A 13,194-nucleotide genomic window follows, 5' to 3' on the forward strand; every position below is an offset into this window, starting at 1 on the left:
GCCCTAGGTACCCGGTCCGCCCACCGGCAACCCGGCCCGTGCAGAACTGAGTCCAGCTAATCGTGCACGGCTCGTCCGCGGTAGGGACCTCCGGCCCTTTTCCGCTCGCCGAGTCGGGCACACACAACCGCATCGGGTCATCGTCGGGTCATGGCAGCAGGGGCAATCGCCACAGTGTCTGGTCCGGCGTCAACTGCCACAACCGCACGGCGTTGAGGCGCACGATGCTCAGGGCGCCCGCGATGAGGATGGTGGCCAGCGGCAAACCGCCGAGCACCGCGGTCAGCACCGCGGCCCGGCGATCACCGGGATCCGAGGTCATCACGTCGAACCAGGCATCGCAGACCAGCAGGATGCCTGTGGTGAAGGCGAAGAACACCAGCATCTGCCGGTGCAGCCAGGCCAGTACCGCGGTCGCGACCATGAACCCCACCAGCAGCGTGTCGAAACCCACCCAGGTCACCGTCCAATTCCGGACGAGATAGCTGGGCGGCAGCGTGATGGAAAGGTAGACGATCCACGGCACCATGAAGAAGGCGCCGCCGGCCATCAGGCCGAGGTGGGTGCGCCGCAACAACGACGCGAGTCCCGCCGGCCGCATATCGTCGACCGGTCGCTGCAGCCGGCGAATCAGGTCCCGGCGCTGACCGGGCGTCATGGCGGCAATCTGCTCGTCGGACAACACCCTGCCGGTCATGGGTGCGTCCACCGATGTCGAGATATCCGAGTTGCCACCCCACCAAGGGTAGGACGCCGGATGGCAGCGCAAAAGGGAACGTTATCGGCCCGGTAACACCATGCGCGGCATCACATTTCGCGCAGCTCGCGCTTGAGGACCTTCCCGGTCGGGTTGCGCGGCAACTCGTCGAGGAATACGACGTCGCGAGGCACCTTGTAGCGCGCCAGGTTCTCCTTGACGTACGACTTGATCGCGTCCTCGTCGATGGTGGCCCCCTCGGCCTTCACCACGAAGGCGCGCAACCGCGCACCGAACTCCCGGTCCTCGACGCCAAGGGCGGTCGCCTCGACCACCTCGGGATGTCCGCTGATGAGATCCTCGACCTCGGCGGGGAAGACGTTCTCGCCACCGCAGACGATCATCTCGTCGTCGCGGCCGGACACGTAGAGAAGTCCGTTCTCGTCGAAGTATCCGACGTCGCCCGAGGACATCATGCCGTCGATGATCTGCTTGCCACCCCCGCCGGTATACCCCTCGAAGGGGAAGGTGTTCCGCACGAAGATGCGCCCCACGTCGCCTCGGGGCACCTCGTTCCCGTTGTCGTCGAGAATCTTCACCGTGATGCCCTTGACCGGCGGGCCGACCGTCGCCGGGTTGATGGAAAGGTCCTTGGGCCGGGCGATGGAGGCGAAGGCGATCTCGGTGGAGCCGTACAGGTTGTAGATCACCGGCCCCAGGTCCTTGAGCGCCCGGGTGGCCAGTTCGGCGCCCAGCTGGGAGCCGGACACGAACACGATCCGCAGGCTGGACAGGTTGGGCTTGGGCTGGGTCTTCTCCAATTCGTCGAGGATCCGCGACAGCATCACCGGGACCACCACCATCGCGGTCACCTGGTGCTTTTCGATATCGGCCAGCACGGTCGCCGGTTTGAAGCGCCGACGCAGCAGCAGGGTGGTGCCCAGCATCATGGCGATGGTGGCGTGCAGGAACCCGAGCGCATGGAACATCGGCGCGGGCAGCGCGGTGACCTCGCCGGAGCGGAACGGGACGTGTGACAGCACGCCGCCGATGGGCGCCAGTGACGGTGGGGTGCTGCGGTTGGCACCCTTGGGGGTCCCGGTGGTGCCGCTGGTCAGGATGATCACCGAGGAATGCTTGGTGGCCTTGGGCGCGGGCTGCTTGCTGCTGCGCTTGATCAGATCGGCCAACGTGTCATCGGTGCCCGACGGCTCGTCGGGCTTGTCCGGATTGGTCGGCAGGGCGCGCAGCTTGCCCAACGGGGGTTCGGCCTGCGCCACCGCGCCGGCGTACTCGTCGTCGTAGATGATGACTTTCGCGCCTTCGCGTTCGGAGACCTCCTTGATCTGCGGACCGGAGAACTCGCTGTTGAGCAGGATGACGCGGGCACCGACCCGGGCTGCGCCATACAGGCCGATGAGAAACCAGCGGTGATTGCGGACCAGCAGGGCGACGCCGTCGCCGCCTTTGACGCCCATGGTGCGCAGTCCGTTGGCCACGGCGTGCGCGGCCTGGTCCAGTTCCGCGAAGGTGATCGTGCCGTCATCGTCGATGACGGCGATCCGGTCCGGGTAACGCCGCGCGTTGAGCGCCGGGATCATCCCGAATTCCCCCCAGCGGCGGATATCGGCCAACATGGCGACGAAGTTCTGCGGCGGCTCGAGCTTGAAGGCACCGGCCTCGAACATCTTGCGCGCATAGTGCAGCTCCGCCGAGCCGCGGTCGAGATACTGCTGGGCTTTGGCCACCGCCTGCGCCGGCAGGCTGAAGAGACTGGACATACGGCCACCATATGTGACTCAGGTCGCAGCCGGAGAGCTAACTAGGATGGCGCTATGGCCGACTCGGTCGCATGGGACGTGAGTGGCCGAAAGGTGTCCGTCACCCATCCCGACAAGGTGATTTTCCCCGATGCGGGGGTGACCAAGCGCGATCTGATCGACTACTACCTGGCCGTCGCCGATGGCGCGCTGCGCGGTGTCGCGGACCGGCCGATGATCTTGAAGCGCTTCGTCAAGGGCATCACCGAGGAGGCGATCTTCCAGAAGCGGGCGCCGGAGAAACGGCCCGAGTGGATCGAGGTGGCCGAACTCAAGTACGCCTCGGGCACCTCGGCCAAGGAGGCGGTCCTGAGCGATGCCGCCGGACTGGTCTGGGCGGTCAACCTCGGCTGCGTCGACCTCAATCCGCACCCGGTGCGCGCCGCCGACCTGGACCATCCCGACGAACTGCGGGTCGATCTGGATCCGATGCCGGGCGTGGAGTGGGAGCAGATTCTGGCGGTGGCCCAGGTGGCCCGCGAGGTGCTCGCCGATCACGGACTGACGGCGTGGCCCAAGACCTCGGGGTCGCGCGGTTTCCACATCTACGCCCGCATCCATCCGCAGTGGCCGTTCAAACAGGTCCGGCTGGCTGCGGAGACGGTGGCCAGGGTGGTGGAACAGCGCGCTCCCGACCTGGCCACCGCGCGCTGGTGGAAGGAGGAACGCGGCGCGCGCGTGTTCGTGGATTTCAACCAGAACGCCAAGGACCGCACCGTGGCCTCCGCCTACTCGGTTCGCGCGACGCCGGATGCCCGGGTATCGACGCCGTTGCGCTGGGATGAGGTCCCCCAGTGCCGCGCCGAGGCCTTCACCATCGCGACCGTGCCCGCGCGGTTCGCCGACATGGGCGATCCGTGGGAGGGCATGGACAATTCGGCGGGTGGGCTGGAGCCGCTGCTCGAGCTGGCCGAGGAACTCGGGCCGATGGAGAAGCGGGGCAAGGCGCCCAAGGACGGGCGCCGGCAATCGACCATGCCGCTCATCGAGGTGGCCAGGACCAAGACCCGCGACGAGGCACTGGCGGCGCTCGACGTGTGGCGCGACCGCCATCCCGGCGCCGCCCGACGGCTCACCCCGGTGGACGTCCTCATCGACGGGATGCGCGGGCCCAGTTCGATCTGGTACCGGGTGCGGATCAATCTGCAGCACGTACCCGAGGACGAACGCCCTGCGCAGGAGGCGTTGATCGCCGATTATTCGCCGTGGATCGGTTACACCGGCGGCCAGTTTCGACGCTGAGAATGCAGTGAGGCTACTGCCCGGTAAGTTGACTCCAGTTACTGAGAAATTGTCTTATTTTAGCGAAAGACGTTGCAGCGCAGCAATGTTCGATTTTCTCAGTAAACCCTTACGCGCATTTCAGGGGCACTTCTTAGCAAAGTATTAATGCGTACTCCCAGGTACCTTAAATTCGGCGGATAACTTCGGTAGCACGTTCACCAACGTGAAGAGACACCGAAGGGAGGCCCAAACATGACGATCGCATTCCGGTACGGCAATCCGGCGGTCGAGTGTGACGGTGCCCAGTTGCGCGCGCAGTGCCGCCATCTGGCGACCGTCGCGACACTGACCGGCGTCATCGACGACGCCAACTTCGAGCGACTCACCCATCGGGTCCGGCAGTTGGTCCTCACCGAGAAGCCGTTCGTGTTGGACCTCAGCGGCGTCAGCGGACTGTCGGCGCGCGGCGTGTCCCTGCTGTACGGACTCGACGACGAGTGCGACTTGGCGGGAGTGGAATGGGCCCTGGTGGCCAGCCCGGAGGTGCTCGACATCCTGCAGCTCCTCGACGACGCCTTCCCGATCACCGCGTCGGTTCCCGAGGCGCTGCATCACTTCGCCGAGGGCACTCTGGCCCGCCGGCGCCTCCTGCCCCTGCTGCACAAGACCGCATAACAAAGAAAGGCGGACCACCATGTTGATCGACGTTCGCTGGCTGACCGCTCTCGTACGCCGTCACCGCAAGCCGGCTCACTAACTCCATCGTAGAAGGCCGACCGGCGAGTCACCCGACTCGCCGGTCGGTCCTTCTGCTGTTCTCGGCCGTTGCCGTCGACGATCGCGCGTCGCCCACCTGTGAGCTGCCTGTCCCGTGTGGATGGGCGTAAAGCCTGCTGAGACAGCTTATTTCGGGAATTCCGGACCCTCCCGCGTCCTTATTCATGCCGTCACTTCGTGCCCAGTCCCCCGAAGGAGCGACGATGGCGGATCTGCAGAAGAGAGTGTGTGCCACGGTCGGCGGCGGGGCTGTCCTCGTCGCCATCCTGATCGAGATCATCGACGGCGGCGCCCAGAGCACCACGGTCGCCGGCGGGTCGGGAGACTCCTCGACCACCGGCACCTACTCGTCACCGACCGTGCCGGCCATGCTGATCAATCCCACGGCGGCCATGAAGCTGGGTTCCACCGCCACCGCGCAGGTGCCGGCGTCACAACCGGCCACCACGTTCGCGGCCCCGACATTCAAGGCGACGGCGGCACCGACGTGCGTCAACAACGGACAGTGCCCGTGATACCGGGCGCACCCCGATGTCGCCATCTGGAAGAGTCGCGGGGGTGGGACGCAAAGGATGGGGCGGCACACCGCCGACCGACGATGCCGAGGCGCGCAAGCGGATCATCGACGCCACCCGGGTGCTGATCGACGAGCGGGGTGCCGGCCGCACCGCACTGGCCGACGTGGCCGAGGCGCTCGGCATCACCCGCCGGACCATCTATCGCTACTTCACCGGCACCGAGGAACTGTTCACCGCGGTGGCGGAGGTGAGTTTGGAGGGCTTCGTCGCCGAGGTCGGCATCCTCACCGCGAACCTCAACGTGACCGATCAACTGGTCGAGGTGGTGGCCTACATCATCGAACGACTCCCCCACGAACCGCTGCTGGAATTGCTGCTGGACAGCGACCGGACCAGTAGCTTCAGCCGCGGCATGCTCACCCCGGAAGTCATCGCCCGGTGCCGAACCATGTTGCGCCACACCCATATCGACTGGGCGGCAATGAGTTATGGCGATGACATGCTCGATGAGCTGGTCGAGTTCCTGTTGCGCAACATCCAGTCGATGATCTTCGCTCCGACCGATCCGCCGCGCACCGGTGCCCGGCTGCGGGCGTATCTGCGGCGCTGGATCGGACCGGCGCTCAACCTCACCTGACCGGCCGGCGAATCGACGCGGCGGGGCGGGCATCCTCGGCGCTCCGTACTTCCGATTAGGGACTTCTGGCCCTGCCCCGCGAGCGGTCCGCAGCGCAGGATCAGTTCATGCCGACGACACTTGTCCCCGTCACGCTCGTCGAGGATGCCGTACACCTCGCCTGCCGCGCCCCCTCCTATCACAACAGCCAGCCGTGGCGCTGGGTGATCCGGTCCGGCACGGTGTCGTTGTTCATCGATCCCGACCATCTGGTCGCCTCGGATGCCGGCGGCCGGCAAGCGCTGATCAGTTGCGGGGCTGCCCTCGATCATTTCCGGGTGGCTGTCGCGGCAGCCGGTTACGCCACACATGTCACGCTGTACCCCGACGCCGAGGATCGCTACCGCGTGGCCGATATCGGTCTGAGCAAGCTGGCACAGGTCACCGACGACCAACGCCAGCGTGCCGATGCCATCCTGCGCAGACGCACCGACCGGCTGCCGTTCGGGGCACCCCCGGACTGGGATTCCTTCGAGCACATGCTGCGCGGCACCGACCACTTCGGCTGCGCCGTCGACATCGTCGACCCCGCCGACCGCCCGGCCCTGGCCGAGGCCTCCGCCCTTACCGACGCGATGCGTCTCTACGATTCCGAGTATCACCACGAAATCACCTGGTGGACAACTGCTTACGAGGTGAGCGATGGCATACCGCACACGGCGCTGATCTCGGCGCAGGAGGCAGATCGTGTCGACGTCGGTCGGACCTTCCCCGTCACGGGTAATCGCGAACGCCGGCGCGATGTGGGCGAGGATCAGGCCCGCCTGCTCGTCATCTCCGCCCTGGATGACAGCCGGGAAGGCATCCTGGCCGCCGGCGAGGCGCTGTCGGCGGTACTGCTGGATGCCACCATGGCCGGGTTGTCGTCGTGCACACTGAGCCATCTGACCGAGGTGCCTGTCAGCCGGGAGATCGTCAGCACACTCGTCGGCCGCGCCGCGCCGCAGGTGGTGGTGCGGCTGGGGGTCGCATCTCCGCTGGAGGAGGTGCCGCCGCCGACACCGCGCCGCCCGCTGCAGGACGTGTTGCGGGTCGAGATCTGATCCCGCATCTGCCGCCGCAGCCACGATGCGTCCACAATGATGAGCACAGCCTCTCTCCCGGAAGGTGCGCCCATGGTCTCCGTATTCCTCGTCGACGACCATGAGGTGGTGCGTCGCGGGCTTGTCGACCTCCTCGGGTCGGATCCCGATCTCGACGTCATCGGTGAAGCCGGGTCGGTGTCCGAGGCGCTGGCCCGGATACCGGCGCTGCGCCCCGACGTGGCAGTGCTCGACGTGCGGCTGCCCGACGGGAACGGCATCGAACTGTGCCGCGACTTGCTGTCCCAGCTGCCCGATCTGCGCTGCCTGATGCTGACGTCGTTCACGTCCGACGAGGCGATGCTGGATGCGATCCTGGCCGGCGCAAGCGGTTACGTGGTGAAAGACATCAAGGGCATGGAGTTGGCCCAGGCGATCAAGGAGGTCGGGGCCGGGCGATCCCTGCTCGACAACCGGGCCGCCGCCGCCCTGATGGCCAAGCTTCGGGGATCCCGCGAACATTCCGACCCGTTGTCCGGCCTCACCGATCAGGAACGGGTTCTACTGGACCTCCTCGGTGAAGGGTTGACCAACAAGCAGATCGCCGCCCGGATGTTCCTTGCGGAGAAGACCGTGAAGAACTACGTGTCCCGATTGCTGGCCAAGCTGGGCATGCAGCGCCGCACGCAGGCGGCCGTCTACGTCTCCCGACTCGATCGTCCGATCCAACGCGGGCAATAGACTCCAGCCGTGCCTGGAGCAGATGACGGACGCAACCGCCCGATGCGGGAGACGCTGTCGCAGTTGAGGCTGCGCGAACTGCTCAGCGAGGTTCAGGAGCGGGTAGAGCAGATCGTGGCGGGCCGGGATCGGCTGGACGGGTTGGTCGACGCGATGCTGACGGTCACCGCAGGCCTGGAACTCGACGCGACGCTGGCCACGATCGTGCACACGGCGATCGAGTTGATCGACGCCCGCTACGGAGCACTGGGTGTGCGCGGGCACGGGCACGAACTGGTCGAATTCGTCTACGAAGGCATCGACGAACCCACCCGCCACCAGATCGGCAATCTGCCGCAGGGACTGGGCGTGCTCGGCGTGCTCATCGACGATCCACGCCCGATCCGGCTGGACAACATCCGCGATCATGCGGCGTCGGTCGGCTTCCCGCCGCACCACCCGCCGATGACGACCTTCCTCGGCGTTCCGATCAGGATCCGCGACGAGGTGTTCGGCAATCTCTATCTCACCGAGAAGAACTCCGGCCAGCCCTTCAGTGAGGATGACGAGGTGCTGGCGCAGGCCCTCGCCGCGGCCGCGGGCATCGCGATCGAGAACGCCCGGCTGTACCAGCAGTCGCAACAGCGGCAGGCCTGGATCGAGGCCACCCGGGACATCGCGACCGAATTGCTGTCGGGCACCGACCCGGCCGCGGTGTTCCGGGTGATCGCCGAACGCGCCAGAGCGCTCACCGCGTCGGCCGTCGCCGTTGTCGCGATTGCCGAGGACGAGGACGAAGAGCCGGGGGCCGTCGGTGAACTTCTCGTGGCCGAGGTCACCGGCGCCGGATCGGTGGACATCGGGACGCTGGCGCCGATCCCGGTGGGCGACGGACCGATCGGTGAGGCGTATACCCGGCGAATTCCGTTGAGCGCGCCCCATCTCGACGTGGCGGGCAGTGCGGGACCGGCGTTGGTGCTCCCCCTTCGCACCACCGAGACGGTTGCCGGCGTGGTGATCACCCAACGCGAACCGGGCGCCGCGCCGTTCACCGACGACGACCTGTCGATGGCCGCAGCGTTCACCGACCAGGCGGCGTTGGCCTGGCAGCTGGCCACCACGCAGCGGCGGATACACGAACTGGACGTGCTGACCGACCGGGACCGGATCGCGCGGGATCTGCACGACCATGTCATCCAGCGGTTGTTCGCCGCCGGACTGGCGTTGCAAGGGGCCATCCCCCGTATCCGCCCGGCCGATGCGGCACAGCGGGTGGAGAAATGCGTGGACGACCTGCAGGACGTCATCTCCGAGATCCGTACCGCGATCTTCGATCTGCACAGCGGATCCGCGGGGAGCACCCGGTTACGGCAGCGCCTCGACGACGCGCTCGCGCAGTTCTCGTCGGCGGACGTCCGCACTTCCGCGCAGTACAACGGTCCGCTGTCGGTCATCGAGCCGGCGATCGCCGACCATGCCGAGGCTGTGGTGCGCGAGGCCGTCAGCAACGCGGTGCGACACGGCCACGCGACGGAGATCACGGTATCGGTGCGTGTCGACGACGATCTCACCGTCGAGGTCACCGACAACGGACGAGGATTCGACGGACCGATCACCGAGAGCGGGCTGGCGAACCTGCGCCTGCGGGCCCAGGAGTGCGGCGGTGATCTCGCGCTGACCGCGCCCACCGGAGGGGGGATGGTACTGCGCTGGCACGTGCCCTTGCCCTAGTCGAGGTCAGCCGAGCACCGTCCCCAGCACATCGCGTAGCTGCTCACCGACGGTGTCCAGCGGTTGGGTGGCCCGCTCTGCCCGGCTCATCACGACCGCCCCCTCCACCGCAGCGACGATCAGGGTGGCCGTCCCGGTCGCCCGGTGCGGAGACACGCCCTGCCTGCGCAATGCGCCGGCAAGGATCGTCGTCCAGTGCCCGAACGCGAACACCGCCGCATCACGCGGGGCGGAATCACCGTCGGCCAGTTCTTCGACCGCGACCGCCAGCACCGGACAGCCGGCTTGGAAGTCACTGTCCACCAAGATCTCTCGCCACATCGCCAGGAAGGCCTCCAGGCCTTCGGCCGGACCCGCCGCCGTCGCCTCGGTCAGCCTGCGCGCCGTGCGGTCGTCGGCCCACCGGACGGCCTCTGCGGCGAGCTGGCTCTTGCCGCCCGGAAAATAGTGATAGGTCGACCCGAGTGGCGCGCCGGTGTGCTTGGCCAGCTCACGCACGCTGGTGGCGTTCACCCCGCGCCGCCGGATCATCTCGGCCGCCCCGGCCACCATCCGGGCCCGGGCGTCGACATCTCCGCCGTTCATCGCAGCTCCCTTATGACAGTTGTCATAAGGTACCTCGAACTGTGATTATTACAGTTGTCATAGGTCAGCTTGGCCGTCGTGTCGCCGCTTTCGTCCCCAGCACCGCAGCGGCGGTCCGCACGGCTTCGGTGACGGTGTCCACGACGGGACTGTCCAGCTTCCAGCACTGCCAGTACAGCGGAACGTCGAGATGGATCTCGGCGATCCGGACGAAGTCCGGGCCCACCAGTTGCTCGGGGTACATACCCCACCCCAATCCCGCTTGAACCGCCGCGCGGAACCCTTCGGCGGTCGGTACATAGTGCACCGGGCGACGCACATCACGCCGAAAGGCCTTGCGCAGCAAGTTGTCCTGAAGTGCGTCATCGCGATTCCACGCCAGTGACGGCGCCTCGGCAGCCGCCTTCGCGGTGAAGCCGTCGGGCAGGTGGCGCCGCAGGTAGTCCGGGGTCGCCACCGGGATGTAGCGCATCACACCGAGGGATTGCACGCGGCAGCCGGAGACGGCGGTCCGCTCGGTGGTGACGGCCCCCATCACCTCACCGGCGCGCAGCAGCCGGGCCGAATGATCCTGGTCCTCGATCCGGATATCGAAGAGGATGCCCGGCAGCCGGGCGAAGATGCCGGCGAACCACGTGGCCATGGAGTCCGCGTTCACCGCCACCGCCACCCTGATGGGCTCCTGCGGTCCGTCGCCGGTCTCGGCCAGCGCCTCAGCCTCCAGCAACGCCATCTGGGCGGCCAGTCGGAGCAGCGGCGTACCGGCCGGTGTTGCCCGGCAAGGCTTTTCCCGAATGACCAGGACTTGGCCGACCCGCTGCTCCAACGCCTTGATGCGCTGACTGACCGCCGATGGCGTGACGTGCAGATGCGTTGCGGCGGCATCGAAGCTGCCCCGTTCGATGACGGCCGCGTAGGCGGCCAACTGCTGACCGTCCAGCCTCATGCCCGCCATGCTAGTGCACGGTCACGACCTTAGAGCCAAGAGCCGCAACTGATCCGGCGTCGTATCGAACAGTGCCACCCGGGTGATCAGACCGAGGACGAGTTCGAAGATGCCGTCCAGCGGGGTGGCTTGGATGCGCTTGCCGGAGGCGAACGGCAGTGCGACCGCGGTGGCGACCCCGGACGAGGTGGGAATCTCGACGCTGTGTCCCGGCGCTGGGTAGTACCCCTCGCGCGTGCCGGCGAAGAGGTCGTTGATCCAGCCGGCCGCGATCGTCGGAACGGCCTGGACGTTCGCGGGTGCCGAGAAGCCTGCCACCAGATACTCGGCGAACTGGACGAGCTTGTTGCCGCCCAGCAACGCATCGATATGACGCCCACCGGTCAACATCACACCGTTGAACTGACCGGGACGAGCGGCTTCCAGTTCGTCGCCCACCGCACCGAACATGTTCCACACGTAGCGCTCCGACGAAATATCGAGCACGGAAACGTCATTGGCTCCGGTGAGCCGCGCCAACGCCTTGGGCACCGTGCCGTTCATATCCACCGAATCCAGGAGCACCACGCCGGCCAGGTCGGCCAATGCCCCGTTGTCGATCATGTCGTTTGCCGCCCCCATCACCAGGCTGCCGCCGGCGGAGTGGCCGACCAGGACGAAGCGGGTGGGCAGGGTCACCTCGCGCCCGGCCGCCGCCGACGCGCTCGCCGTCAGCGCCGCTCGATCACCGGCGAACAGGTCCGCGACGCCCTGTTGCATGGCGGTACCGCCCAGCCAGGCCCCATCGGCGGCAAGGAAATTCGAGGTGATGGTCGGCGCGACGACGACGCTGTTGGTGCGCTCGGCCAGCGCGGTCGCGGTGAAACTGTACATCGATCCCACCGCACCGAACCCGTGCTGCAGATAGATCAGCCGGGCGGGCGCCTGGTCATCGGAACCCGTGGGGAAATACCAGTCTGCGGTGACGGTGCGCCCGCCCGCGACCGGGATCCGCAGTGTCGACGTGCGGACGGTCACGTTGGCGTCGGCAGGCAGCACCGGCGGCCCCGCGAAGAACTGGACGAGACCCATCACGGCGTTGAGGATGACCGATCCGATGGCGTCGACCGGCGTCACCCGGCGCGGGGTCGCGGCCTCGGCCACCACCCGATCAGCCGGACGGGCGGTAACCACGGCGGCCGCGCTGACCGACGACGGTGCGTCCACAGTCACCGAGGGCTCGCGCGCCGCCGCCTGCGCCAATCCCGCGGAGGGCACCTTCGGGCGCGCCGCAGTGTCCTTCGTCTCTTCCTGCACCGGTGCAGTTTTCGTGGCCGATGCGACCGCCGCGGTGCGATGGGTGGTCGGAGTAGCGCTGCGCTGCCGAGTGGTCGAAGCCTTCTTCTTGGTGGTGCCGGACTTCGCGGTCTCGGTGGGCGCCGGTTCTTCCTCCGCCGGTGTCGACGGTTTCGAAACATCCCGCTGCGACTCGGTGGCGGGTTCGTCCCTCGTCGCCGCCGCGGGGTCCGCGGACTTCGGATCACGCGGACCTTCGGCTGCCGGCTTGCCGCTGCCGGCGGCCGACCCCGCATCGGGATCGGCGGCGGCGACCGCCGCACCGGCCAGCAGCGCGGCGGTCACCGCAGTCATCGCGAACACGGCAGCCAGCCATGCCATCACCCGAGCGACCATCGGAATCCCCCCACCGCGGCCGCGCGACGCGGCACAATTGAACAAACTAGCTCACTTGATATTTAGCTGTCGAGAGTAATTGACGGACGCGTAGTAGCGTCGTGGTGTTACGACACGGCACGAAGGACGGGCACGCGAGTGGGCGAGGAGCCGGCACGCCGCCGTCGGGGCCGCCCGGCTGGCGGCGGCGCGGCAGCAGAAGAACTGCGGGAGACTTTCCTCGATACGGCGGAGCGGCTGTTCGTCACCCGTGGTTACCGGAACACCACCATCGAGACCATCGCCCGATCGGCCGGCTACTCGCGCGGCAGCGTCTACCGGCACTTCCCCACCCGGGACAGCCTGGTCGAAGCGCTCATGCGGCGCACCACCCAACGGCACATGGTCGGCATCCTCGACCGGTTGCCCGCTGATGCCGAGCCGCTGGACATCATGGTCGAGAGTTTGGTGATCGTCGCCACCGAACTCAACCAAGACCCGCTGGTGCGGTCGATCTCGGATCAGGCCGACGACCGCATCGTGGCCAACATGCTGGCCAACAACGCCGAACTGCACCGAATGGTCGAGGCATGGATGGCCACCGTCGTCGACTCCGATGCCGGCGGATCGTTGCGACCGGGCCTGCGCGGCAAGGACCTCGCCCGCTTTCTCATCGCCACCAGCATGAGCCTGCTGCTCGGCGTCGTGCCCGGGTCGGAGGATCCCGAAACCACCAGGCGCTATATCGAGGTGTTCTTCCTGCCGGCCGTCGCAGCGCGGTTTCCGCCGGCACGCCCGGTGTTCACCGACGACGAATGAGCGCTGCCG

13 protein-coding genes are annotated in these 13,194 nt (G+C 67.3%); 8 read left to right on the top strand and 5 right to left on the bottom strand.

Going from position 1 to position 13,194, the window contains the following annotated elements; translation table 11 throughout:
• Positions 1-148: 148 nt before the first annotated feature.
• Positions 149-697 carry a hypothetical protein gene (locus tag SBI67_RS07405; RefSeq protein WP_318979920.1) on the bottom strand — a complete coding sequence of 183 codons (549 nt, stop codon included), beginning with the start codon at positions 695-697 and terminating at the stop codon, positions 149-151.
• Between the two features lie 110 nt (positions 698-807).
• A complete protein-coding gene (gene fadD2, locus SBI67_RS07410; protein WP_318979921.1) occupies positions 808-2,478 on the bottom strand; it encodes a long-chain-fatty-acid--CoA ligase FadD2 in 1,671 nt (556 codons plus the stop codon).
• A 54-nt stretch (positions 2,479-2,532) separates the two neighbouring features.
• Here fadD2 and ligD point away from each other — a divergent pair, with 54 nt between their 5' ends.
• The 7 genes from ligD (at position 2,533) to SBI67_RS07445 (ending at position 9,185) form a co-directional block, all read left to right on the top strand.
• Positions 2,533-3,759 (top strand): non-homologous end-joining DNA ligase, encoded by a 1,227-nt coding sequence (gene ligD / locus SBI67_RS07415; protein ID WP_318979922.1) that lies wholly within the window; start codon positions 2,533-2,535, stop codon positions 3,757-3,759.
• Between the two features lie 234 nt (positions 3,760-3,993).
• Positions 3,994-4,416: an STAS domain-containing protein gene (locus SBI67_RS07420; protein ID WP_318979923.1), complete on the top strand. Its 423-nt coding sequence runs from the start codon at positions 3,994-3,996 to the stop codon at positions 4,414-4,416.
• Between the two features lie 305 nt (positions 4,417-4,721).
• Positions 4,722-5,033, top strand: coding sequence for a hypothetical protein (locus SBI67_RS07425; protein ID WP_318979924.1), 312 nt, complete (start codon positions 4,722-4,724; stop codon positions 5,031-5,033).
• Between the two features lie 43 nt (positions 5,034-5,076).
• Complete coding sequence (locus tag SBI67_RS07430; RefSeq protein ID WP_318979925.1) at positions 5,077-5,673, top strand: TetR/AcrR family transcriptional regulator; 597 nt, start codon at positions 5,077-5,079, stop codon at positions 5,671-5,673.
• Between the two features lie 107 nt (positions 5,674-5,780).
• On the top strand, positions 5,781-6,755 hold the full coding sequence (locus SBI67_RS07435; protein WP_318979926.1) for an Acg family FMN-binding oxidoreductase: 975 nt from the start codon (positions 5,781-5,783) through the stop codon (positions 6,753-6,755).
• A 72-nt stretch (positions 6,756-6,827) separates the two neighbouring features.
• A complete protein-coding gene (gene dosR, locus SBI67_RS07440; RefSeq protein WP_318979927.1) occupies positions 6,828-7,475 on the top strand; it encodes a hypoxia response regulator transcription factor DosR/DevR in 648 nt (215 codons plus the stop codon).
• A 42-nt stretch (positions 7,476-7,517) separates the two neighbouring features.
• Positions 7,518-9,185: a sensor histidine kinase gene (locus tag SBI67_RS07445; protein WP_318980478.1), complete on the top strand. Its 1,668-nt coding sequence runs from the start codon at positions 7,518-7,520 to the stop codon at positions 9,183-9,185.
• 6 nt (positions 9,186-9,191) lie between these two features.
• On the opposite strand, the gene SBI67_RS07450 is transcribed toward SBI67_RS07445, so the two are convergent.
• The 3 genes from SBI67_RS07450 to SBI67_RS07460 form a co-directional block, all read right to left on the bottom strand.
• A complete protein-coding gene (locus tag SBI67_RS07450; RefSeq protein WP_318979928.1) occupies positions 9,192-9,770 on the bottom strand; it encodes a TetR/AcrR family transcriptional regulator in 579 nt (192 codons plus the stop codon).
• 64 nt (positions 9,771-9,834) lie between these two features.
• Positions 9,835-10,716: a LysR family transcriptional regulator ArgP gene (locus SBI67_RS07455; protein ID WP_318979929.1), complete on the bottom strand. Its 882-nt coding sequence runs from the start codon at positions 10,714-10,716 to the stop codon at positions 9,835-9,837.
• A 21-nt stretch (positions 10,717-10,737) separates the two neighbouring features.
• Entirely contained in the window at positions 10,738-12,387 is a 1,650-nt protein-coding gene (locus tag SBI67_RS07460) for an alpha/beta fold hydrolase (protein WP_318979930.1), read from the bottom strand.
• Between the two features lie 138 nt (positions 12,388-12,525).
• On the opposite strand from SBI67_RS07460, the gene SBI67_RS07465 reads away from it, so the two are divergent.
• The gene (locus SBI67_RS07465) at positions 12,526-13,185 is read left to right on the top strand and encodes a TetR family transcriptional regulator (RefSeq protein ID WP_318979931.1); all 660 of its coding nucleotides are present in this window, start codon (positions 12,526-12,528) and stop codon (positions 13,183-13,185) included.
• Positions 13,186-13,194 lie beyond the last annotated feature (9 nt).

Origin of the sequence: Mycolicibacterium chengduense (assembly GCF_033741155.1) — a bacterium.
Lineage (GTDB): Bacteria > Actinomycetota > Actinomycetes > Mycobacteriales > Mycobacteriaceae > Mycobacterium.

Excerpts from the sequence above, each read along its gene's own strand:
- SBI67_RS07405 (WP_318979920.1), bottom strand. The coding sequence starts at position 697 with ATGACCGGCAGGGTGTTGTCCGACGAGCAGATTGCCGCCATGACGCCC.
- fadD2 (WP_318979921.1), bottom strand. The coding sequence starts at position 2,478 with ATGTCCAGTCTCTTCAGCCTGCCGGCGCAGGCGGTGGCCAAAGCCCAG.
- ligD (WP_318979922.1), top strand. The coding sequence starts at position 2,533 with ATGGCCGACTCGGTCGCATGGGACGTGAGTGGCCGAAAGGTGTCCGTC.
- SBI67_RS07420 (WP_318979923.1), top strand. The coding sequence starts at position 3,994 with ATGACGATCGCATTCCGGTACGGCAATCCGGCGGTCGAGTGTGACGGT.
- SBI67_RS07425 (WP_318979924.1), top strand. The coding sequence starts at position 4,722 with ATGGCGGATCTGCAGAAGAGAGTGTGTGCCACGGTCGGCGGCGGGGCT.
- SBI67_RS07435 (WP_318979926.1), top strand. The coding sequence starts at position 5,781 with ATGCCGACGACACTTGTCCCCGTCACGCTCGTCGAGGATGCCGTACAC.
- dosR (WP_318979927.1), top strand. The coding sequence starts at position 6,828 with ATGGTCTCCGTATTCCTCGTCGACGACCATGAGGTGGTGCGTCGCGGG.
- SBI67_RS07445 (WP_318980478.1), top strand. The coding sequence starts at position 7,518 with ATGCGGGAGACGCTGTCGCAGTTGAGGCTGCGCGAACTGCTCAGCGAG.
- SBI67_RS07450 (WP_318979928.1), bottom strand. The coding sequence starts at position 9,770 with ATGAACGGCGGAGATGTCGACGCCCGGGCCCGGATGGTGGCCGGGGCG.
- SBI67_RS07455 (WP_318979929.1), bottom strand. The coding sequence starts at position 10,716 with ATGAGGCTGGACGGTCAGCAGTTGGCCGCCTACGCGGCCGTCATCGAA.
- SBI67_RS07460 (WP_318979930.1), bottom strand. The coding sequence starts at position 12,387 with ATGGTCGCTCGGGTGATGGCATGGCTGGCTGCCGTGTTCGCGATGACT.